19 protein-coding genes are annotated in these 21,338 nt (G+C 61.8%); 15 read left to right on the top strand and 4 right to left on the bottom strand.

What is annotated here, in order from left to right:
• The first annotated feature begins 86 nt into the window (after positions 1-86).
• The 12 genes from trmJ (at position 87) to der (ending at position 12,056) form a co-directional block, all read left to right on the top strand.
• Positions 87-863: a tRNA (cytosine(32)/uridine(32)-2'-O)-methyltransferase TrmJ gene (gene trmJ, locus HV822_RS05110; protein WP_238872680.1), complete on the top strand. Its 777-nt coding sequence runs from the start codon at positions 87-89 to the stop codon at positions 861-863.
• Between the two features lie 2 nt (positions 864-865).
• Positions 866-1,684 (top strand): serine O-acetyltransferase, encoded by an 819-nt coding sequence (cysE, locus tag HV822_RS05105; protein WP_238872679.1) that lies wholly within the window; start codon positions 866-868, stop codon positions 1,682-1,684.
• 6 nt (positions 1,685-1,690) lie between these two features.
• The gene (locus HV822_RS05100) at positions 1,691-2,842 is read left to right on the top strand and encodes an IscS subfamily cysteine desulfurase (RefSeq protein WP_238872678.1); all 1,152 of its coding nucleotides are present in this window, start codon (positions 1,691-1,693) and stop codon (positions 2,840-2,842) included.
• 97 nt (positions 2,843-2,939) lie between these two features.
• Positions 2,940-3,365 carry a nucleoside-diphosphate kinase gene (gene ndk / locus HV822_RS05095; protein ID WP_238872677.1) on the top strand — a complete coding sequence of 142 codons (426 nt, stop codon included), beginning with the start codon at positions 2,940-2,942 and terminating at the stop codon, positions 3,363-3,365.
• A gap of 39 nt (positions 3,366-3,404) precedes the next feature.
• Positions 3,405-4,556 (top strand): 23S rRNA (adenine(2503)-C(2))-methyltransferase RlmN, encoded by a 1,152-nt coding sequence (gene rlmN, locus HV822_RS05090; RefSeq protein WP_238872676.1) that lies wholly within the window; start codon positions 3,405-3,407, stop codon positions 4,554-4,556.
• A gap of 26 nt (positions 4,557-4,582) precedes the next feature.
• Entirely contained in the window at positions 4,583-5,332 is a 750-nt protein-coding gene (pilW, locus tag HV822_RS05085) for a type IV pilus biogenesis/stability protein PilW (protein ID WP_238872675.1), read from the top strand.
• A gap of 2 nt (positions 5,333-5,334) precedes the next feature.
• Complete coding sequence (locus HV822_RS05080; RefSeq protein ID WP_238872674.1) at positions 5,335-6,288, top strand: RodZ domain-containing protein; 954 nt, start codon at positions 5,335-5,337, stop codon at positions 6,286-6,288.
• Positions 6,289-6,302: 14 nt separating this feature from the next.
• A complete protein-coding gene (gene ispG / locus HV822_RS05075) occupies positions 6,303-7,415 on the top strand; it encodes a flavodoxin-dependent (E)-4-hydroxy-3-methylbut-2-enyl-diphosphate synthase (RefSeq protein ID WP_238872673.1) in 1,113 nt (370 codons plus the stop codon).
• A gap of 53 nt (positions 7,416-7,468) precedes the next feature.
• Positions 7,469-8,719: a histidine--tRNA ligase gene (gene hisS / locus HV822_RS05070; RefSeq protein WP_238873542.1), complete on the top strand. Its 1,251-nt coding sequence runs from the start codon at positions 7,469-7,471 to the stop codon at positions 8,717-8,719.
• Between the two features lie 39 nt (positions 8,720-8,758).
• Positions 8,759-9,403 (top strand): YfgM family protein, encoded by a 645-nt coding sequence (locus HV822_RS05065; protein ID WP_238872672.1) that lies wholly within the window; start codon positions 8,759-8,761, stop codon positions 9,401-9,403.
• 5 nt (positions 9,404-9,408) lie between these two features.
• Positions 9,409-10,542, top strand: coding sequence for an outer membrane protein assembly factor BamB (gene bamB, locus HV822_RS05060; RefSeq protein WP_238872671.1), 1,134 nt, complete (start codon positions 9,409-9,411; stop codon positions 10,540-10,542).
• A 92-nt stretch (positions 10,543-10,634) separates the two neighbouring features.
• A complete protein-coding gene (gene der, locus HV822_RS05055; protein WP_238872670.1) occupies positions 10,635-12,056 on the top strand; it encodes a ribosome biogenesis GTPase Der in 1,422 nt (473 codons plus the stop codon).
• A gap of 52 nt (positions 12,057-12,108) precedes the next feature.
• Here der and HV822_RS05050 read toward each other — a convergent pair whose 3' ends face one another.
• Entirely contained in the window at positions 12,109-13,215 is a 1,107-nt protein-coding gene (locus HV822_RS05050) for an alkene reductase (RefSeq protein WP_238872669.1), read from the bottom strand.
• Between the two features lie 117 nt (positions 13,216-13,332).
• Here HV822_RS05050 and HV822_RS05045 point away from each other — a divergent pair, with 117 nt between their 5' ends.
• The gene (locus HV822_RS05045) at positions 13,333-13,722 is read left to right on the top strand and encodes a winged helix-turn-helix transcriptional regulator (protein ID WP_238872668.1); all 390 of its coding nucleotides are present in this window, start codon (positions 13,333-13,335) and stop codon (positions 13,720-13,722) included.
• Positions 13,723-13,741: 19 nt separating this feature from the next.
• Here HV822_RS05045 and leuA read toward each other — a convergent pair whose 3' ends face one another.
• The 3 genes from leuA to xseA all read right to left on the bottom strand — a co-directional run bounded on the left by leuA (position 13,742) and on the right by xseA (position 17,851).
• The gene (gene leuA / locus HV822_RS05040) at positions 13,742-15,412 is read right to left on the bottom strand and encodes a 2-isopropylmalate synthase (protein ID WP_238872667.1); all 1,671 of its coding nucleotides are present in this window, start codon (positions 15,410-15,412) and stop codon (positions 13,742-13,744) included.
• 216 nt (positions 15,413-15,628) lie between these two features.
• Positions 15,629-16,471, bottom strand: coding sequence for a peptidoglycan DD-metalloendopeptidase family protein (locus HV822_RS05035; protein ID WP_238872666.1), 843 nt, complete (start codon positions 16,469-16,471; stop codon positions 15,629-15,631).
• Positions 16,472-16,474: 3 nt separating this feature from the next.
• Positions 16,475-17,851, bottom strand: coding sequence for an exodeoxyribonuclease VII large subunit (xseA, locus tag HV822_RS05030; protein WP_238872665.1), 1,377 nt, complete (start codon positions 17,849-17,851; stop codon positions 16,475-16,477).
• 271 nt (positions 17,852-18,122) lie between these two features.
• Here xseA and guaB point away from each other — a divergent pair, with 271 nt between their 5' ends.
• Both guaB and guaA read left to right on the top strand, forming a co-directional pair.
• The gene (gene guaB / locus HV822_RS05025; RefSeq protein ID WP_238872664.1) at positions 18,123-19,595 is read left to right on the top strand and encodes an IMP dehydrogenase; all 1,473 of its coding nucleotides are present in this window, start codon (positions 18,123-18,125) and stop codon (positions 19,593-19,595) included.
• Between the two features lie 120 nt (positions 19,596-19,715).
• Complete coding sequence (guaA, locus tag HV822_RS05020; RefSeq protein ID WP_238872663.1) at positions 19,716-21,296, top strand: glutamine-hydrolyzing GMP synthase; 1,581 nt, start codon at positions 19,716-19,718, stop codon at positions 21,294-21,296.
• Positions 21,297-21,338 lie beyond the last annotated feature (42 nt).

The raw sequence follows: 21,338 nt of genomic DNA, 5'->3' as shown, positions 1-21,338 counted from the left end.
GTGCAGGTGAACAGAAATGGATCATGGCTATCAGCGCGCGGCTTTTGTAAGATGCAGGGTCCATTTTCCGGCGTGAAGGGTCCGCTGTGCTGAATAACGTGCGTGTGGTGTTGGTCAACACCAGTCATCCGGGCAACATTGGCGGCGCCGCCAGAGCCATGAAAAATATGGGCCTGAACCAGCTGGTGCTGGTCGATCCGGTCCGCTTCCCCGATCCTGATGCCAATTCTCGTGCCTCCGGCGCTGATGATGTGCTCAGTAATGCGCGCATCGTTGCGACCTTGGACGACGCTATTGCCGACTGCACCCTGGTAATGGGAACCAGTGCGCGTGATCGCCGTATCCCCTGGCCGGTGGTTGATCCGCGCGAGGCGGCAGACATGGTGCTTGACCATGCCGCGCTGCCCGAGGCGCAGATTGCACTGGTATTCGGTCGAGAGGATTCGGGGCTCACCACGGACGAGCTGCAGCGCTGTCAGTATCACGTGCATATCCCCTCCATGCCTGATTTCAGCTCGCTGAATCTGGCGGCCGCTGTGCAGGTGCTAGCTTACGAGCTACGTATGCAGGGTCTGCAGCGCGAGGGTGCGCCGACCAAGATGCACAAGGTCGAGACGACGGCCGTGTTCAACGAAATTCCGGCGACGGCAGGGGAGTTGGAGCAGTTTTATCAGCATCTGGAGCAGGTGCTGGTTGAAATCGGCTTCCATGACCCACAGAAACCACGGCAGCTGTTGCCGCGTTTGCGTCGCCTCTACGGGCGGGTGCACCTCAACCGGATGGAAATGAACATCCTGCGTGGCATCTTGACCGAAACCCAGAAGGCCATCGGCGTAAAAGCGGCCGGTGAGCGGAGACCCTGACCATGTTTGCTCGCATGAAAGAAGATATCGCCAGCGTATTCCATCGTGACCCTGCCGCGCGCAACACGCTGGAAGTGCTGACCTGCTATCCCGGCTTGCATGCGGTCTGGTTGCATCGAGTGGCGCATGCGCTGTGGGAGCGTCGCGCCTTTTTGCTGGCGCGCATGGTGTCGCACCTGGCGCGCTGGCTGACCGGGATAGAGATTCACCCTGGCGCGCAGATTGGTCGCCGCTTCTTTATCGATCACGGCTTTGGCGTGGTTATCGGTGAGACCACCGAAATCGGTGATGACGTCACCCTCTATCAGGGTGTGACGCTGGGTGGCACCAGTTGGGATCAGGGCAAGCGCCACCCTACGCTGGAAGACGGTGTGGTGGTGGGCGCCGGTGCCAAGGTGCTTGGGCCTTTCACTGTTGGGGCTGGCGCCAAGATCGGCTCCAACGCGGTGGTCACCAAGGCGGTGCCTGCCGGTGCCACGGCGGTGGGTATTCCGGGCCGCATTATCCCCAAAGAGCCGGAGCCTGAGGTCAAGACGGAGCAGCAGGTCAAGCGTGAGGCGATGGCTGAGAAGCTGGGCTTTGATGCCTACGGTGTGAGCCGTGATATGCCGGACCCGGTGGCGCGGGCCATCGGGCAGATGCTTGACCACATGCATGCCGTCGACGGCCGGCTTGAAGGTATGTGCAAGGCGTTGAGCGAGCTTGGCAGCGATTACTGCGCCAAGGAGCTGCCAACCCTGGGTGGTGAGGATTTCGAGCTGCTCAAGGATGAGTCGCAATCGTCGGTTGATGCAGACGCTGCCAGCGACAGCAAGGCCTGAGGTGATATGAAACAGCCTATTTATCTGGATTATGCGGCGACTACGCCGGTTGATCCGGCGGTTGCCGAGAAAATGGTTGCCTGCCTGACCATGGATGGCAATTTTGCCAATCCGGCCTCGCGCTCGCATGTCTACGGCTGGAAAGCCGAAGAGGCGGCAGAGAACGCCCGGCGTCAGGTGGCTGATCTGGTCGGCGCCGATCCGCGCGAGATCGTCTGGACCTCGGGTGCGACCGAATCGAACAATCTGGCCATCAAGGGTATGGCGCACGCGCTTAGCTCGCGTGGACGCCACCTGATCACCTCCGTTATCGAACACAAGGCTGTGCTGGACTGCTTCAAGCAGTTGGAGCAGGATGGCTTTGAGGTCACCCTGCTGCAGCCGGACGCCTCCGGTGTGATCAGTCCGGCGCAGCTGCAGGCTGCGCTGCGCGAGGATACTGTGCTGGTGTCGTTGATGCAGGTGAACAACGAGATTGGCACGGTCAACGATATTCGGGCGCTGGGTCAGGTCGCGCAGGTGTCTGGCGCGGTATTTCATGTGGATGCGGCGCAGGCCACGGGCAAGCTGCCGATTGACCTGAAAAGCCTGCCGGTTGATCTGATGTCCTTCAGTGCTCACAAGACCTACGGGCCCAAGGGCGTGGGTGCGCTCTTTGTGCGTCGTGGTCTTACACCGCGTCCGCAGGCGCAGATTCACGGTGGCGGACACGAGCGCGGCCTGCGCTCGGGTACGCTGGCCACCCATCAGTTGGTCGGTATGGGGGCGGCGTTCGAGCTGGCAGGCCAGCTTCGTGAGGGCGAGGTTGCGCGCATCGGCGAGCTGCGCGAGCTGCTGCTGGCAGGGCTGGCCGGGCTTGAGGGCGTCAGTCTGAACGGCAGTGCAGAGGCGCGCGTGCCGCATAACCTGAACCTGGCCTTTGCCGGTGTTGATGGGGAGCTGCTGTTGTTGTCGCTCAAGGAGCTTGCCCTGTCCAGTGGCTCGGCCTGTACCTCGGCTGCTGTCGAGCCCTCTTATGTGCTGCGTGGCATCGGTGTGAGCGACGAGCTGGCGCACAGCTCCATTCGACTGTCGCTAGGGCGTTATACCACCGCGGACGACGTGCAGCGCGCTGCCGAGGTCATCTGTCAGGTGGTGCCGCGCCTGCGCAGTGCCTGACCGCGCACTGTTATCTATTTGTCGTTAACCTGCGTATAATCCGCAGGTTAACCATCTTTTGTAATTTCATTCTGTAACTATCTGTCTGGAGAGTTTTATGGCCGTTGAACGCACCCTGTCCATCATCAAGCCCGATGCCGTTGCCAAGAACGTTATTGGCGAGATTCTGACCCGTTTTGAAAAGGCTGGTCTGCGCGTTGTTGCAGCCAAGATGGTTCAGCTGTCCCAGACCGATGCCGAAGGCTTCTACGCCGAGCACAAAGAGCGCCCCTTCTTCAAGGATCTGGTTGGCTTCATGACCTCTGGCCCAGTTGTTGTACAAGTGCTGGAAGGCGAGGGCGCGGTCCTGAAGAACCGTGACCTGATGGGCGCTACCAACCCGAAAGAAGCTGCTGCCGGCACTATCCGCGCCGACTTCGCCGAGTCCATCGATGCCAACGCCGTGCACGGTTCCGACTCCACCACTTCCGCTGCCCGTGAAGTGGCCTACTTCTTCGCCGAAACTGAACTCTGCCCGCGCTAAGGCCGGGTTTGGTTCTCTCAGCCGAGTGATGTGATTGCCATGACTGATACCACCAGCAAGACCAATCTGCTGGGTCTGACACAGCAGAAACTGGAAGCTTTCTTCGAAGGATTGGGAGAGAAGCGTTTTCGTGCCGGCCAGGTCATGAAATGGATGCATCACTATGGCGTGGACAACTTCGATGACATGACCAATATCGGCAAGGCCCTGCGCGAAAAGCTCAAGGCCAACGCCGAAATTCGCGGTCCCGAAGTTGTCAGCGAGGATATTTCCCGCGACGGCACACGCAAGTGGGTCGTGCGGGTTGCCTCGGGCAGTTGCGTTGAGACCGTGTACATTCCGCAGAACGGACGTGGCACCCTGTGCGTGTCCTCCCAGGCGGGTTGTGCGCTGGACTGCAGCTTCTGCTCGACCGGCAAACAGGGCTTCAACAGCGACCTGACCGTGGCCGAGATCATTGGCCAGGTGTGGATCGCCAGCAAGTCCTTTGGCTCTGTACCGGCAACCGCCGACCGTGCCGTCACCAACGTGGTGATGATGGGCATGGGTGAGCCGCTACTGAATTACGACAACGTTGTGGATGCCATGACGTTAATGATGGACGATCTGGGCTACGGTATTTCCAAGCGTAAGGTGACGCTGTCGACCTCGGGCGTGGTGCCGATGATCAACAAGCTGGCCGAGGATATGGATGTTGCCCTGGCGCTGTCGCTGCATGCGCCGAACAACGCATTGCGCAACGAGCTGGTGCCCCTAAACAAGAAGTACCCGCTGGAAGTGCTGCTGCCAGCCTGCAAGAGCTACATCGCCGGGCTTGGCGAAAAGCGCTCGCTGACCATTGAGTACACCCTGCTCAAGGGCGTCAACGATCAACCCGAGCATGCTGCCGAGATGATCGAGCTGCTGCGCGATATCCCGTGCAAGATCAACCTGATCCCCTTCAACCCCTTCCCGTATTCCGGTTACGAGCGACCGAGCAACAATGCTATCCGCCGTTTCCAGGACATGTTGCATAACGCTGGCTATAACGTCACCGTGCGTACTACCCGGGGAGAAGATATCGACGCTGCCTGTGGCCAACTGGTTGGTCAGGTGATGGACCGCACCCGCCGCAGCGAACGCTATATTGCCGTGCGCCAGCTTGCCGAGGCGGCCGATGCCACTGAGCGCGGGCAGCGTAACGCGGGTTAACTACTCAAGCCGGAAAGGATGTTGACATGAGCAAGCCAAGCGCCGCGATCCTACTACTCAGCCTGCTGTTGGCGGGCTGCGTCACGACCGGGGATGTGCCTCGCAAGGTGGATCCGGACGCGGCTCGCGATGCCTACATCCAGCTGGGTATTGGTTATTTGCAAAAAGGTGAGACCGAGCGCGCCAAGCAGCCGCTCAGTGAAGCCCTGAAGTTGGACCCGCGCTCGGCGTCGGCTCATATGGTGCTGGCGCTGGTGTTTCAGCAGGAAGGCGAGTACGACGCTGCGGAAGAGCACTTTCGCTCAGCGTTGTCCGCCGACGCGGGTAACGCGCGTATCCTGAACAACTACGGTGCCTTCCTGCTGGATCGCGAACGCTATGCCGAGGCGCTGAACTATTTCCAGAAGGCCGCGGCTGATACCCTCTACAGCGAACGCTCGCGGGTGTTCGAGAATATGGGTATTACCTATCTGCGCATGGGTGACTCCGCCTCGGCGCGGGAGAATCTTGAACGCTCGCTGCGCCTGAACAGCCGCCAGCCAAGGGCGTTGCTGGAGCTGGCGCAGCTGGAGTTTGCGGCGGGGGAGTTTGTTCCGGCGTGGACTCACTATCGTCGTTTTGACCAGCTATCCAGCCAGAATGCGCCCAGTTTGTGGCTTGGCGTGCAGTTGGCGCGTCGCTTTGAAGATCACAGCAAGGCCGTCAGTTACGGCCTGCAACTAAAACGTCTTTATCCCAATAGTCCCGAAGCGAAAGCGCTTGTGGAGTCCGAATAATCATGAGTTCCGAGCGTCATGATGCAGTGGCAGACATGGCACAAACAGGCCCCCTCGGGCGCCCCGGTCAGGTACTGCGTGAAGCGCGTGAAGCACGCAGCATGTCGGTCGCCGAGGTGGCGCAGGAGCTGAAAATTTCCCGTCAGGCGGTCGAGGGCATAGAGCAGGGTAACTACGACCGACTGCCCGGTGACACCTTCGCCCGCGGCTACATTCGTGGTTATGCCCGCTTGATGGGCCTGGACCCGACCCGCATGGCGCTGGCTTTCGATCAGGAGCGCGGTATCGAGGCGCGTGAACGCGCAGTGAGCAGCATTGCCCGCATCCAGGCACCAAGCCGCAGCGGCCGCACCCTGATGTGGTGGAGCTCGCTCATTATCATTTTGGCGCTGGTGCTGTCTGCGCTGTGGTGGTACGAGACCAGTCAGCCCGCGCCTGAGCCGTTGCCGGCGCTGGACGAGCTGGCAGGCCAGGCGTTGCTCGACGACGTTGAAGTGGATGCCATTACGTTGCCCGAAGCCATTGCCGAGCAAGCCGGCGGCTTGCCCGCAGATTTGCTGCCGGTCGAGCAGCCGGGCGAGGAGTCTGCGCCGGCCACCGAGCAGCACGTCGCGCCGGCGCCTCAGGGTGATGGCGAGGTTGAACAGTCTGCACCTGAGGTCACTGAAACAGCAGAGTCAGCGTCCGCCGAGGCTGAGCCCGCTGCGCCGACAGCGGCTGGTCTGTATCTGAGCGTCGCTGCCGATTGCTGGGTTCAGGTATCCGCGGTCGGTGGCGGTGTGCTGCACAGCGGGCTGATGCGTGAAGGGCAGGCGCTTGATTTGAACCACAGCGGCCCGGTCGATCTGGTTATTGGTGATCGCAGCGCGGTCACCGAGATTCGTTTTCAGGGTAATTCCGTCACACTGCCGCCGCAGGGGCGTTCGGGCGTTGTCCGCATGCGCCTCGGCGAGTAGGAGGTCAGCACGTTATGCAGCATCAGTCGCCCGTAAAACGGCGCGTTTCCCGGCAGATCAAGGTGGGTTCGGTACTGGTTGGCGGTGATGCGCCGATTTCAGTGCAGAGCATGACCAATACCGAGACCTGCGATGTGGCCGCTACCGTGGCCCAGATTCGGCGTCTGGAAGAGGTGGGCGCCGATATTGTTCGGGTTTCGGTACCCAGCATGGAGGCCGCGGAGGCCTTTGGTGACATTCGCAAGCAAGTGGGCATTGCCCTGGTTGCGGATATCCACTTCGACTACAAGATTGCCCTGCGCGTGGCTGATCTGGGTGTCGACTGCCTGCGCATCAATCCCGGCAATATTGGCCGTGAGGACCGCGTCAAGGCGGTGGTCGACGCCGCGCGTCATAACGGCATTCCGATCCGCATTGGCGTTAACGCCGGTTCGCTGGAAAAGGACCTGCAGAAGAAATACGGTGAGCCGACTCCGGCGGCGCTGGTCGAGTCGGCCCTGCGTCATGTCGAGCACCTGGATCGCCTGGACTTCCAAGACTTCAAAGTCAGCGTCAAGGCGTCCGATGTATTCATGGCGGTGGAGGCTTATCGCCTGCTGGCCAAGCAGATCGAACAGCCGTTGCACCTGGGTATCACCGAAGCCGGCGGCCTGCGCTCCGGCACCGTGAAGTCGGCGGTCGGACTTGGCATGCTGCTGGCAGAAGGCATTGGCGATACCATCCGTATTTCGTTGGCGGCTGATCCGGTTGAAGAGATTCGTGTCGGCTTCGACATCCTCAAGTCCCTGCGCCTGCGCTCGCGTGGCATCAACTTTATTGCCTGCCCCAGCTGCTCGCGACAGAACTTCGACGTGGTCAAAACCATGAACGAGCTGGAGACGCGTCTTGAGGATGTGCTCACGCCGATGGATGTGGCAGTGATCGGTTGCGTGGTCAACGGCCCGGGCGAAGCCAAGGAGGCCGATATCGGCCTGACCGGCGGCACGCCGAACAACCTGATCTATCAGGACGGCAAGCCGGACCAGAAGGTGGACAACCTGGAGCTGGTCGACCGGCTGGAAAAAATGATTCGAGACAAGGTCGCAGCCAAGCAGGCGGTGGAAGCCAATACCATCGCCCGCGGCTGAGCGGCCAAGCATTTAGGAAAGCGACTTTGAAGACCCTGCAAGCCGTGCGCGGCATGAACGACATCCTGCCCGCCGACAGCGCGCTCTGGCAGTATCTGGAGCGCACCGTAGCAGATCTGCTGGCTGGCTACGGTTATCAGCAGATCCGCCTGCCCATCGTTGAGCCCACCGAGCTGTTCAAGCGTTCGATCGGTGAGGTAACCGATATTGTCGAGAAGGAGATGTACACCTTCGACGACCGCAATGGCGACTCCCTGACCCTGCGCCCTGAAGGTACTGCTGGCTGCGTGCGCGCCATGCTGCAGCACGGCCTGCTGGGCGGCGGCGTGGGTCACAAGGTCTGGTACACCGGCCCGATGTTCCGTCACGAACGGCCGCAGAAGGGGCGCTACCGCCAGTTCCATCAGATCGGCGTGGAAACCTTCAACTTTGCCGGCCCGGACGTAGACGCCGAGCTGATCGTGCTGTCCTGGCGCCTGTGGCAGCGTCTGGGCATCAGTGGTGCAGTCAAGCTGGAACTGAACAGCCTGGGCAGTTCGGAAGATCGCGCGCGCTACCGTGACGATCTGGTCGCCTATCTCAAGGCGCGTTTTGATCAACTGGACGAAGACAGCCAGCGCCGCCTGGCCAGCAACCCGCTGCGGATTCTCGACAGCAAGAACCCCGATACCCAGGCGCTACTGGTGGATGCGCCGAAGTTGGCCGATTACCTGAACGATGAGGCGCGTGCGCATTTTGATGGCTTGCGCAAGCTGCTGGACGCTGTGGGCATTCCCTACGAAATCAACCCGCGCCTGGTGCGTGGGCTGGACTACTACGGTCTGACGGTGTTCGAATGGGTCACCGATCAACTGGGCGCCCAAGGCACGGTATGTGCTGGCGGCCGTTACGATGGTCTGGTCACCCAGCTAGGCGGCAAGCCTGCCCCGGCGGTGGGTTTTGCGATGGGCATGGAGCGATTGCTGCTGCTGATCGAGACCCTCGATCAGGTGCCTGCTGAACTGGCCCGTCAGGTCGATGTCTACCTCGTCACCCTGGGTGAAGCCGCTGAACTGGCCGGCCTGCGCCTGGCGGAACAGCTGCGCGATGCAGTGCCGCAACTACGTCTGGTGGTTCACGCCGGTGGCGGCAGCTTCAAGAGCCAGTTCAAGAAGGCGGATAAATCCGGTGCGCTGTATGCGCTGGTGCTGGGTGAAGACGAGGTTGCTGCTGAGCAGATTGGCCTCAAGCCGCTGCGTAGTGGCGCAGAACAGGAAAACCTGAGCTGGCAGGCACTGCCCGCTCGGCTTGCAGAGATTATCTGAACGGCGAACACCGTTCTTGGTACCGCTAAGGAGCATTGCGTGGCTTACGACACAGAAGAAGAACAGGTTGAGAAACTGCGGGACCTTTGGAACCGTCATGGCGCGCCGCTGTTGACCGGTGTAGCGCTGGCACTGGCCGGTGTGTTCGGCTGGAACGCCTGGCAGAACTACGAAAACACGCAGGCGCAGAACGCGTCCACCCTTTATCAGTCGATGATGGAAGCCGTGCTGGCAAGCGATACCGAGGCCTCCCGTGCGCGCGCCGCCGAGCTGGCAGCACAGCTGCGCAGCGACTACGACAGCACACGCTATGCCGATTTTGCTGCCCTGATGCAGGCGCGACTGGCTGTTGAGGCGCGAGACTTCCCGGGGGCCGAACAAAGCCTGCGTGATCTGGTCGACGGCAGCAAGGACGAGGCCCTGCAGGAAGTGGCGCGTCAGCGACTGGCCCGTGTGCTGGCCCAGCTTGATCGCGCTGACGAGGCGCTTGAACTGTTGTCTGCCCCGGTCAGCGGGTCTGAGCTGACCGCCAGCCGCGAAGAAGTACGTGGCGACCTGCTGGTCAGCCTCGGTCGCAAGGAGGAGGCTCGCGCCGCCTACCAGGCTGCCGTCGAAGCGCTGGCAGACGCCTCGGCTCGTCCTCAGCTGCAACTGAAACTTGATGATCTGGCGGAGGAAGCCTAGTGAAGATGTTGTCCCGTTGTCTGATCCTGGGCCTGGCGGCCGCTATCACGGTGGGCTGCAGCTCAAGCAAGGAGCTGCCGCCGGCCGAGCTGGAAAAGTTTGATGCCGAAGTTGAGCTGGACCGTGTCTGGAAGCGCAACATCGGCGTGGGTCAGGGTGATTTGTACAACAATCTGACACCTGCGCTGGACGGCCTGACACTATACGCCGCTGACGCCAAGGGCCGAGTGGTTGCCCTGGATCGTGAGTCTGGCGATAAAAAGTGGGAAGTCAAACTGAAGGAGCCTCTGTCTGGCGCTGTGGGTGCGGGCGGTGGCTTGGTGCTGGTTGGCACGCTCGATGGCCAGGTGATTACCCTGGACGAAGAGGACGGCAGCGAGAAGTGGCGCGCGCACGTCTCCAGTGAAGTGCTGGCAGCACCGCAGACCAATGGTGACGTGGTCGTGGTGCAAACCCAGGATGACAAACTGGTCGCGCTGGATATCAGCAGCGGCGAGCAGCGCTGGATCTATGAGTCCACCATGCCGGTGCTCACGGTGCGAGGCCACAGCGAGCCGCTGGTGGATGTACGTCAGGTGTTTGCCGGTCTGGCCAGCGGCAAGGTCGTTGCGCTGTCTGCCGATACTGGTATTCCGATGTGGGAGCAGCGCGTGGCTCAGCCGTCCGGTCGCTCAGAGCTGGAGCGCATGGTCGATATCGACGGCCGTCTGCTGCTGAATGACCAGACCCTGTATGTGGTGTCTTTTCAAGGCAACGTTGCGGCGCTGGATGTCCAGTCCGGTCGCTCGCTCTGGCAGTACGCCACGTCCAGCTATGCCGGCCCCGGTGCGGGCTTCGGCAGTGTCTATATCAGTGAGGCAGACGGCACCGTGCAGGCGCTGGATGCCAGTGGCGGTCGCGAGCTGTGGGAGACGGATGTGTTGGCCCGTCGCCAGCTGACCGCGCCGGTTGCGTTCAGCAACTACGTGGCCGTCGGTGACTTTGAAGGCTACCTGCACTTGCTGGCTCAGACCGATGGTCGCATGGCCGGTCGGGTGCGCGTCGATGGTGATGGCCTGCGCGCAGCGCCGATCACTGTGGGCGACCTGCTGTTTGTTTATGGCAACAGCGGCGATCTGGCTGCCTACAAGCTGAAGTAAGCCGAAAAGCGGTTATACTTTCCCGGCCGTTACACAGTCAGGTGTAACGGCCGTTTTGTTTTTTCTGCACAGCAGATGTGCGCGGAGTAATCATGGTTCCTGTCATCGCCCTGGTGGGGCGGCCGAATGTCGGCAAATCCACGTTGTTCAACCGTCTGACCAAGAGTCGCGACGCCATTGTTGCCGACGTCTCCGGGTTGACCCGTGATCGCCAGTACGGCGAGGCCGTATGGCAGGGCAAGCCTTATATCGTTGTCGATACCGGTGGTATCAGCGGCGATGAACAGGGCCTGGATCTGATGATGGCCGGGCAATCCCTGCAGGCCATCGAAGAGGCCGACGCCGTGCTGTTTCTGGTGGATGCACGCGCAGGCCGCACCGCCGGTGACGAGCAGATTGCCGCGCACCTGCGCAAGCGCAACAAGCACACCTATCTGATTGCCAACAAGATTGACGGGGCTGATCCGGACGCGATTCTGGGCGAGTTTGCCACCCTGGGTCTGGGGCAGCCGCTGGGTATCGCGGCGGCGCACGGGCGCAACATCAACCCGATGCTGGATGCGGTGCTCAACGACGAAAGCTTGCAGGTTACCGGTGAAGAGGGGCGGGTCGTTGAACCCATCGGCACCAAGATCGCGATTATCGGCCGCCCCAACGTGGGCAAGTCCACGCTGGTCAACCGCATGCTGGGTGAAGACCGGGTTGTGGTGTTTGACCAGGCCGGTACCACCCGCGACAGTATCTACATTCCCTATGAGCGCCATGAAAAGCCCTACACGCTGATCGACACCGCCGGTGTGCGTCGTCGCGGCAAGGTGTTCGAGGCCATTGAGAAGTTCTCGGTGATCAAGACCCTGCAGGCGATTCAGGATGCCAACGTGGTGGTCTTTGTGATCGACGCCCGTGAGGGTATCGTCGAGCAGGACTTGCACCTGCTGGGCTTTGTGCTGGAAGCCGGCCGCGCATTGGTAATTGCCGTCAACAAGTGGGACGGCATGGCGCAGGAAGAAAAGGACTACGTGAAGACCGAGCTGGAACGCCGGCTGATTTTCGCCCAGTTTGCCGACCTGCATTTTATCTCGGCACTGCATGGCAGTGGCGTGGGCCTGCTGTACAAGTCGGTCGATCAGGCTTACAGCGCAGCGATGACCAAGATTCCGACCCGCCGCATGACCGAGATCCTGGAAGATGCGGTGACCGAGCACCAGCCGCCGATGGTCAACGGCCGCCGGATCAAGCTGCGTTACGCGCACCTGGGTGGCTCCAATCCGCCGATCATCGTAGTGCACGGCAACCAGGTTGACTCTGTGCCGCGTTCCTACACGCGCTATCTGGAAAATACCTTCCGCAAGGTGCTCAAGCTAAAGGGCACCCCGATTCGGGTCGAGTACAAGGGCAGCGATAACCCCTACGCCGACCGCAAGAACACGCTCACCGAGCGCCAGGTGAACAAGAAGCGCCGGTTGATGAGCCACAACAAGAAGATGAAGAAAAAGGGCAGGGACAAGCGCTGATCCTGCTCTGACAAAAAAGCCGGCATTACGCCGGCTTTTTTGTGTCCGCTACTCAGGCATCCATGGTCGGGTAGTCGGTGTAACCCTCGGCGCCGCCGCCGTACAGGGTGCGTGGGTTGACCTGGTTCAACGGTGCGCCGGCCTTTAGGCGAGCCGCCAGGTCCGGGTTGGCGATGTAGGGGCGGCCAAAGGCGGCAAACTGCGCCAGGCCGCTATCAACCGCTGCAGAGGCGCTGTCGCCGTCCAGACCGCCAGCGAGGATAAAGTCGCCTTTGTAGACCTTGCGCAGTGCGGCCAGCAGCTCGTCGAAGCCTTCGTAGCTGCCACCGGCCCAGTCGGGCTTGTTGACGTGCACGTAGGCCAGGCCGCGGCTGTTCAGCTCGCCCAGCAGATAGCTGAAGGTTTCCAGCGGGCTGGCGTCTTCAACCCCGTTGAAGGTGCCGAGCGGCGAGATACGAATGCCGACAATGCCCGCATCGCCTGCGGCAGCAATGACCGCATCAACCACTTCCAGCACCAGGCGTGCGCGGTTCTCGACACTGCCACCATAGTTGTCGCTGCGCTGATTGCTGTTGGCGCAGAGGAACTGGTCCAGCAGATAGCCATTGGCGGCGTGAATTTCAACGCCGTCAAAACCGGCTTGCAGTGAGTTGCGAGTGGCCTGTGCGTAGCTTTCTACGACCTGTGGCAGCTCTGCGGTTTCCAACGCGCGCGGGGTAGACGCAGCCGCCTTGTGGTGGCTACCGTCCGGCTCCTGCACATAGACATCGGCCTTGGCGGCAATGGCTGACGGCGCTACCGGCGCCTGGCCGTTGGGCTGAATCAGTGTGTGGGAGATGCGGCCAACGTGCCACAGCTGCAGGAAGATTCGGCCGCCAGCACTGTGTACCGACTCCGTTACGGCCTTCCAGCCGTCGATCTGCTCTGCGCTGTGGATGCCCGGCGTCCAGGCATAGCCCTGCGCCTCGGGGCTGATCTGTACGCCTTCGCTGATGATCAGGCCGGCGTTGGCGCGCTGGGTGTAGTACTCGACGTTCAGTGCCTGTGGCAGGTTGCCGGGTTGTGCGGCGCGCTGGCGCGTCAGCGGGGCCATAACAATACGGTTGGGCAGATCCAGGCTGCCGAGGCGGGCGGGTTGAAACAGGGTGCTGCTGGGCATGACGTATCTCCCGAATGCGGTCGTCGGTGGGTTACCAGTGCCGGTCATTATGGGGGTGGCATTCTTTTTGACAAGTACGTACGATTTGCGCAGTCACTTACCAAGGGGTAACCATTGATGAACGAAGAGCAGCTGCGCACCGCTGAAAGCAAGCGCTTGGAGCGCGACGGTAAGGTGTACGCCACGCCCATTGAGGTCACGCTGGATGTGATCGGTGGCAAGTGGAAGTCGGTGCTGGCCTATCACATCATTCAGGGGCCGCTGCGGTTTTCTGAGCTCAAACGGCTGGTGCCGGGGATTACCGAGAAGATGCTGACCCAGACACTGCGTGAGTTGGAGCGCGACGGCGTGGTTAGCCGTACGGTATTTGCCGAGGTGCCACCGCGTGTCGAGTATCGGATAACCGAACACGGTGCCAGCCTGCAGCCGGTACTGGCGGCGATGTGTACCTGGGGTAGAGAGCACTGGCAGCAGGGCGCTGCCAGTTCAGAGGGCATGCGGAATTAAATCAGTGCTTCCTTAAGGCTCAGGCGGCTTGCGCCTCGGCCTGACGCAGCGCGCGGTTGAGGGCGCTGAACAGCGCACGGAAGGTCGCGGTGGTGAGGTTCTCGTCAATGCCGATACCGTGCAGCGGGCGGCCGTTGTCGAGGCGAATCTCCACATAGGCGGCGGCTTTGGCGTTGCTGCCGGAGCCGATGGAGTGCTCGTGGTAATCCATGATCTCGATCTTGACCGGCAGGCAGGCGACCAGTGCTTCCAGTGGGCCTTTGCCCAGGCCGCGCCAGTGCAAGGTGTCGCCCTTGTTGAGTACTTCCACGTCAACCGCGCTGGTGCCGTTCTCTTCCTGCAGGCGGTGACGAATCAGCGCGTAGGGGCTGGTGGCTTGCAGGTATTCTTTCTCGAGCAAGCCGTGAATCTGCGCGGCGGTCAGCTCCAGGCCCAGGCGGTCGGTTTCGCCCTGCACCACCTGGCTGAACTCGATCTGCATGCGGCGCGGCAGGCTGATGCCATATTCCTGCTCCAGCAAGTAGGTAATACCGCCCTTGCCGGACTGGCTGTTGACGCGAATCACCGCCTCGTAGCTACGGCCAATGTCGGCCGGGTCAATCGGCAGGTAGGGCACTTCCCAGACACCGTCCGGGTCCTGCTGGCTGAAACCTTTGCGGATTGCGTCCTGGTGCGAGCCGGAGAAGGCGGTGTGCACCAGATCGCCCACATAGGGGTGGCGCGGGTGAACCGGCAGCTGGTTGCACTCCTCGACCACCTTGCGCACGGCGTCGATGTCGGAGAAGTCCAAACCTGGGTGCAGGCCCTGGGTGTACATGTTCAGCGCCACGTTGACCAGGTCAACGTTGCCGGTGCGCTCGCCATTGCCGAACAGGCAGCCTTCAACCCGGTCGGCGCCGGCCATCAGACCCAGCTCGGTAGCAGCTACGCCGGTGCCTCGGTCGTTGTGGGTGTGCAGGCTGACCAGCACGCTGTCGCGGCGGCTGATGTGACGGCAGAACCACTCGATCTGGTCGGCGTAGATGTTCGGCGTGGATACCTCGACGGTGGCCGGCAGGTTGAGGATGACCTTGTTCTCAGGGGTCGGCTCCCACACATCCAGCACCGCGTCGCAGACCTGCACGGCAAAGTCCAGTTCGGTGGAGGTGAAGATCTCTGGCGAATACTGGAAGGTCCACTGGGTCTCGGGCTGCTTGGCGGCCAGCTCCTTGATCAGCTTGGCAGCGTTGACGGCGATATCGGTCACGCCCTGCTTGTCCTGTTTGAAGACGATGCGGCGGAAGCTCGGTGCGGTCGCGTTGTAAACGTGGATGATCGCCTTCTTGGCGCCACGCACGGACTCGAAGGTGCGTTCGATCAGGTCGGCACGCGCCTGGGTGAGCACCTGAATGGTCACGTCGTCCGGAATGTGGCCATCCTCGATCAGGGTGCGCACAAAGTCGAAATCGGTCTGCGAGGCAGACGGGAAGGCCACCTCGATCTGCTTCAGGCCCACGGCCACCAGCGTCTTGAAGAACCGCAGCTTGCGCACCGGGTCCATCGGCTCGATCAGCGACTGGTTGCCATCACGCAGGTCGGAGCTGCACCACACCGGGACTTCGGTGATGGTGCGGCTGGGCCACTGGCGGTCAGGAATGTCGATCGGCTGGAACGCGCGATACTTGCCGGAAGGATCTTTGAGCATGCTCATGGTTTGGGTTTCCCTGGGCTGGTTGGCCTCTTGTGAAGGCCAAGGGCAGTAACAAATTAAGGAGTTAGTTGCAGTAGAAGGTAATGGTTGTGGTTTCTGCTTGCAACAAGTTGAAAAAAATTGGCAGAAATCACTTCTTTGGCGATAAAAGTTGGTTTTTATTGCCTGTGGTTGGCGATTTATGCCAAATGTTTGCGTGGTGGTTTCCGGCCGGAGTCAAGGCTGATACGTGCCAATGAAAATGGCCGGATCGATTCGGCTGCCGTTCAGGCTGACGTTCCAGTGCAGGTGCGGGCCGGTAGCGCGGCCGGTGGCACCCACCTTGCCGAGCACGCCGCCACGGGGGATTTCCTGCCCCAGTGCGACATCAATGGCTGACAGGTGGCAGAACATGCTGATCAGCCCCTGGCCGTGGTCGACGAACACGGTTTTACCGTTGAAGAAGTAATCCCCCACCAGAATCACCTTGCCTGCGGCGGGCGCCTTGATTGGTGTGCCGGTGCCGGCGGCAAAGTCGAGGCCCGAATGCGGGTTGCGTTCCTCGCCGTTAAAGAAGCGACGCACACCAAAGGGGCTGGACTGGCGGCCCGGCACCGGGCGGTCAAACAACAGGTTGCTGGGTTGGCGCGGGCTGAACTGTGCGTAGGCGTCGGTCTGCTCTTTCAGTTCGCGCTGAATGCGTGCCAGCTGGGCCGGCGCCGGGTTGACCTGGCTCTGGTTGCGCAGGGTGATGTGTTGCTGGTCGTACTCGCGTGGATTGACGGTAAAGCTCAATTGGCTGCCGTCTGCCAGCGTGATGTGCTGTTGGCCGGTAGTGGTATCCAGGCCCAGTCCGACGATGGCGATCCAGCGTTGGTCATCCTCGCGGATGGTTAGCAGTGGTTTGCCCTGATAGGTAGCGCGGGGCGCTTCGGCCTGCTCAGGCAGGGCTACTACCGCAACGCCGCCGGGTACGGGCTTGTTGAGCAGACGGGTGATAAAGCCGTCGGCCAGTGCCGGCAGGCTGATCGCCACCAGCAGCAGGGCCGCCAGTGGGCGGCGCAGTCGATGTAGGGGCATGACTTAATCCAGCAATGACAGAGTGTGGGGTTCGTCTTTTATGACCTCTACCGCCAGCGTGCCGTCCTGCAGGCGTGCGCTCAGGCGCTGCCCCGGGCGGGTGTCGCCGGCGCTGCGCACGGCGTTGCCGTGCTGGTCCAGCAAAATGCTGTAGCCGCGGCCCAGGGTGGCCAGCGGGCTCATCAGATGCAGCGCCTGCACTTGCTGTTGCAGGCGTGTGTGTTGCTGTTTGAGCTGCTGCTGCATGGCGCGCGGCAGGCGCTGATCCAGTTGCTGCCATTGTTCCTGCAGGCGCTGCAGGCGGCGGCCCGGATGCTGGGCGGCCAGCCGTGTCTGCAGGTGTTGCAGGCGTTCGCCGCGCTGGCGCAGGCGGTTTTCCAGCGCCCGGCGCAGGCGCAGTTCCATTTCGTCCAGGCGCTGGGCTTGTTGGCTCAGGCGCTCGCCCGGGTGGCGCAGGCGGCGGCGCAGGCCGTCGAGTTGCAGGCGGGCGCGGCTCAGGCGTTCGGCCAGTCGTTGCTGCAAGCGGCGCTGCAACTGCTCGACCTGGCGCAGCAGCGCCTGGCGGTCCGGGCTCAGCAGTTCTGCCGCTGCTGACGGGGTGGGGGCGCGCACGTCGGCGACAAAGTCACTGATCGAGATATCGGTTTCATGGCCCACCGCGCTGATGGTGGGCGTGCGGCAGGCGGCCAGTGCGCGGGCAACCATCTCTTCGTTGAACGGCCACAGGTCTTCCAGCGAGCCGCCGCCGCGGCTGAGGATGATGGCGTCAAAGCCGGCGCGGTCGGCCCGCTCCAGCGCCTGCACCAGCTGCGGTGCGGCCTCGCGCCCCTGCACGGCGGCCGGCACGATGACCAGCTCGATAAAGGGCGCGCGACGGCCGAACACGCTGATAATGTCGCGCACCGCTGCGCCGCTGGGCGAGGTGATTACACCGATGCGGGTCGGGTGCTCGGGCAGCGGCTGCTTGCGCTCGGTGGCAAACAGGCCCTCGGCCTGGAGTTTGGCCTTGAGCGCCTCAAAGGCCTGGCGCAAGGCGCCGTCACCGGCTGTCTCGACGCTGTCGACAATCAGCTGATAATCGCCACGGCCTTCATACAGGCTGACGCGGCCGCGCGCGCGAATCTGCTGGCCGTCGCGCATCGCCAGGCGCACGCGGGCGGCGTGCTGACGGAACAGCGCGCAGCGTATCTGCGCGCGGTCATCCTTCAGCGTGAAGTACATATGGCCGGAGCTGGGCCGGGACAGGTTGGACAGCTCGCCCTCAACCCAGATACGCGGAAAGACATCTTCCAGCAGTTGTCTGGCGCGGGCATTCAATTGGCTGACGCTGAGTACGTCTGGCTCGGCGGTGAGCTTCTGAAACAGGTGGTCGTCGTTCATGGGCGCATTCTAACAGGCTGCTGACAATCTACCCGCATTGTCGCTGCCGGGTTAACCGTACGCATTTGTTTTACGACAATTGCGCCTGCCTGCCGGTTTTTGGCCCTGCAACGACGCCTGCGTATGCGCGCTTAGCCGCTTGCCAGAGCCTCCGGCGAGCTTGCCGCCACGCCTTGTGTATTCTGGCATTTAGAGTACTCAAGCCAATTGAGTGCAGCGGGGCTGACAGGTATAATGGCGCGCTTCCATTTTTCCCGCTCGGGAGCCTGCTATGCTGCGTATTCGCCAAGAAGCACTTACCTTTGATGACGTTCTCCTGGTGCCCGGATACTCCGAGGTCCTGCCCAAGGACGTGAGTCTCAAGACCCGTCTGACCCGTCGTATCGAACTGAACATCCCGTTGCTGTCCGCTGCCATGGACACGGTCACCGAAGCCCGTCTGGCGATTGCCATGGCGCAGGAAGGTGGCATGGGCATCATCCACAAGAACATGACCGTCGAGCAGCAGGCCGCCGAAGTACGCAAGGTTAAGAAGTTCGAGTCCGGCGTTGTCCGTGACCCTATCACCATCGATGCCAGCGCCACCGTTGCGCAGCTGATCGAACTGACCCATCAGAACAACATCTCCGGTGTGCCGGTGCTGTCCAACGGTGATCTGGTTGGCATCGTGACGGCCCGCGACATCCGCTTTGAGACCCGCATGAATGCGCTGGTCAGTGACGTGATGACGCCGAAGGACAAACTGGTGACCGTCAAGGAGGGGGTTGCTGCTGCCGAAGTGCGTCAGCTCCTGCACATCAACCGCATCGAGAAGGTGCTGATCGTTGATGATGCCTTCCGTCTGCAGGGCATGATGACCGTCAAGGACATCGAAAAAGCCCGCGCCTACCCGAACGCTGCCAAGGACGACCAGGGTCGCCTGCTGGTTGGCGCTGCGGTTGGCACCGGTCCCGAAACCCCTGCTCGCGTTGAAGCCTTGGCTGCCGCCGGCGTTGACGTGATCATCGTGGATACCGCGCACGGCCACTCCAAGGGCGTGATCGACCGCGTCAGCTGGGTCAAGCAGACCTTCCCGGACATTCAGGTTATCGGCGGCAACATCGCCACCGGTGCCGCCGCCAAGGCGCTGGCCGAGGCAGGCGCTGATGCGGTCAAGGTCGGTATCGGCCCGGGCTCCATCTGCACCACCCGTATCGTTGCCGGTGTTGGCGTACCGCAAATCTCCGCTATCGCTGATGTGGCCGCTGCGCTGGAAGGCACTGGCGTGCCGCTGATCGCTGACGGCGGCATCCGCTTCTCCGGTGACCTGGCCAAGGCCATCGCTGCAGGCGCATCCGTGGTGATGATGGGCTCCATGTTTGCCGGTACTGAAGAAGCACCGGGTGAAGTCGAGCTGTTCCAGGGCCGTTCCTACAAGGCTTACCGTGGCATGGGCTCGCTGGGCGCGATGGCTAACGCCGGTGGTGGTTCTGCCGACCGTTACTTCCAAGACTCCGCAGCAGGCGCCGAGAAGCTGGTGCCGGAAGGGATCGAAGGCCGCGTGCCGTACAAGGGCGCACTGGCTGCCATCATCCATCAGCTGATGGGTGGTCTGCGTGCCTCCATGGGCTACACCGGCTCCGGCTCCATCGACGAGATGCGTACCCAGCCCGAGTTTGTTCGCATTACCGGCGCCGGCATGAGTGAGTCGCACGTCCACGACGTGCAGATCACCAAGGAAGCGCCGAACTATCGGGTAGGTTGAAGTTAGCTCGCTGAAGGCTGGAGGCTTGAGGCTGGAAGGTAAACTGCGTGTTCGCACGGAGCAACGCCTTCTGGCCTCAAGCCTTTAGCGTTCAGCCTTGTTTTTTTCTGAGGAAATTCCATGTCCCTGCAAGATATCCATGCGCATCGCATCCTGATTCTGGACTTCGGTTCCCAGTACACCCAGCTCATCGCCCGCCGGGTGCGTGAGATCGGTGTTTACTGCGAGATCCATCCCTGGGACATGAGTGCCGAGGACATCAACGCCTTCGCTCCGCGCGGCGTTATCCTGGCCGGTGGCCCGGAGTCGGTACACGCGGCTGACAGCCCGCGCGCACCGCAGGCGGTATTTGATCTGAACGTGCCGCTGTTCGGCATCTGCTACGGCATGCAAACCATGGCCGAGCAACTGGGCGGTAAGGTCGAAGGCTCCAACCTGCGCGAATTCGGCTATGCCCGCGTGGATGTGGTCGGTAAGGCCCGCCTGCTCGACGGCATCGAAGATCACGTTGACGCCGACGGCGTGCTGGCGCTGGATGTCTGGATGAGCCACGGCGACAAGGTCAGTGCCATCCCTGAAGGTTTCCACGTGCTGGCCAGCACCCCGAGCTGCCCGATTGCCGCCATGGCGGATGACGAGCGCGGCTACTACGGCGTGCAGTTCCACCCGGAAGTGACCCACACCAAGCAGGGTGGTCGCATCCTGTCGCGCTTTGTGCTGGAGATCTGCGGCTGTGAAGCGCTGTGGACCCCGGCCAACATCGTGGAAGATGCTATCGCCACCGTGCGTGCACAAGTAGGCGACTCCAAGGTGCTGCTGGGGCTGTCCGGTGGTGTTGACTCCTCGGTGGTTGCCGCGCTGCTGCACAAGGCCATCGGCGACCAGCTGACCTGCGTCTTTGTCGATAACGGTCTGCTGCGTCATCAGGAAGGTGATCAGGTCATGGCCATGTTCGCCGAGAACATGGGCGTTAAGGTCATCCGCTCCGACGCTGAAGACCTGTTCCTCGGCCGCCTGGCTGGCGTGTCCGACCCGGAAGAGAAGCGCAAGGTCATCGGTCGCACCTTTATCGAGGTGTTCGACACTGAAGCGACCAAGCTCAAGGATGTGAAATTCCTCGCCCAGGGCACCATCTACCCCGACGTGATCGAGTCCGCTGGCGCCAAGACCGGCAAGGCGCACGTGATCAAGTCGCACCACAACGTCGGCGGCCTGCCGGAAGACATGGCCTTTGAACTGGTCGAGCCGCTGCGTGAACTGTTCAAGGACGAAGTGCGCAAGATCGGCCTGGAGCTGGGCCTGCCCTACGACATGGTCTACCGTCACCCCTTCCCGGGCCCGGGGCTGGGTGTGCGCATCCTCGGTGAAGTGAAGAAGGAATACGCTGACCTGCTGCGTCTGGCGGACCACATCTTCATCCAGGAGCTGCACAACTTTGACTGGTACCACAAGACCAGCCAGGCATTCGTTGTGTTCCAGCCGGTCAAGTCGGTGGGTGTGGTTGGTGACGGCCGTCGCTACGCCTGGGTGGTTGCCCTGCGTGCGGTAGAAACTATCGACTTCATGACTGCTCGCTGGGCGCACCTGCCGTACGAGCTGCTGGAGAAGGTCTCCAACCGCATCATCAACGAAATCGACGGCATCTCCCGTGTCACCTACGACGTCTCAAGCAAGCCGCCGGCGACGATTGAGTGGGAATGATGTTGGCTTGACCGACGGCGAATGCTGATCAGTGCCGCAAAG

It is taken from the genome of Halopseudomonas maritima, assembly GCF_021545785.1.
In the GTDB taxonomy this organism is placed as follows: Bacteria; Pseudomonadota; Gammaproteobacteria; order Pseudomonadales; family Pseudomonadaceae; genus Halopseudomonas; species Halopseudomonas maritima.
The sequence above is the reverse complement of the archived record's forward strand: the minus strand, read 5'-3'. Positions and strand labels throughout refer to the sequence as shown.

Excerpts from the sequence above, each read along its gene's own strand:
- cysE (WP_238872679.1), top strand. The coding sequence starts at position 866 with ATGTTTGCTCGCATGAAAGAAGATATCGCCAGCGTATTCCATCGTGAC.
- HV822_RS05100 (WP_238872678.1), top strand. The coding sequence starts at position 1,691 with ATGAAACAGCCTATTTATCTGGATTATGCGGCGACTACGCCGGTTGAT.
- ndk (WP_238872677.1), top strand. The coding sequence starts at position 2,940 with ATGGCCGTTGAACGCACCCTGTCCATCATCAAGCCCGATGCCGTTGCC.
- rlmN (WP_238872676.1), top strand. The coding sequence starts at position 3,405 with ATGACTGATACCACCAGCAAGACCAATCTGCTGGGTCTGACACAGCAG.
- pilW (WP_238872675.1), top strand. The coding sequence starts at position 4,583 with ATGAGCAAGCCAAGCGCCGCGATCCTACTACTCAGCCTGCTGTTGGCG.
- HV822_RS05080 (WP_238872674.1), top strand. The coding sequence starts at position 5,335 with ATGAGTTCCGAGCGTCATGATGCAGTGGCAGACATGGCACAAACAGGC.
- ispG (WP_238872673.1), top strand. The coding sequence starts at position 6,303 with ATGCAGCATCAGTCGCCCGTAAAACGGCGCGTTTCCCGGCAGATCAAG.
- hisS (WP_238873542.1), top strand. The coding sequence starts at position 7,469 with ATGAACGACATCCTGCCCGCCGACAGCGCGCTCTGGCAGTATCTGGAG.
- bamB (WP_238872671.1), top strand. The coding sequence starts at position 9,409 with ATGTTGTCCCGTTGTCTGATCCTGGGCCTGGCGGCCGCTATCACGGTG.
- der (WP_238872670.1), top strand. The coding sequence starts at position 10,635 with ATGGTTCCTGTCATCGCCCTGGTGGGGCGGCCGAATGTCGGCAAATCC.
- HV822_RS05050 (WP_238872669.1), bottom strand. The coding sequence starts at position 13,215 with ATGCCCAGCAGCACCCTGTTTCAACCCGCCCGCCTCGGCAGCCTGGAT.
- HV822_RS05045 (WP_238872668.1), top strand. The coding sequence starts at position 13,333 with ATGAACGAAGAGCAGCTGCGCACCGCTGAAAGCAAGCGCTTGGAGCGC.
- leuA (WP_238872667.1), bottom strand. The coding sequence starts at position 15,412 with ATGAGCATGCTCAAAGATCCTTCCGGCAAGTATCGCGCGTTCCAGCCG.
- HV822_RS05035 (WP_238872666.1), bottom strand. The coding sequence starts at position 16,471 with ATGCCCCTACATCGACTGCGCCGCCCACTGGCGGCCCTGCTGCTGGTG.
- xseA (WP_238872665.1), bottom strand. The coding sequence starts at position 17,851 with ATGAACGACGACCACCTGTTTCAGAAGCTCACCGCCGAGCCAGACGTA.
- guaB (WP_238872664.1), top strand. The coding sequence starts at position 18,123 with ATGCTGCGTATTCGCCAAGAAGCACTTACCTTTGATGACGTTCTCCTG.
- guaA (WP_238872663.1), top strand. The coding sequence starts at position 19,716 with ATGTCCCTGCAAGATATCCATGCGCATCGCATCCTGATTCTGGACTTC.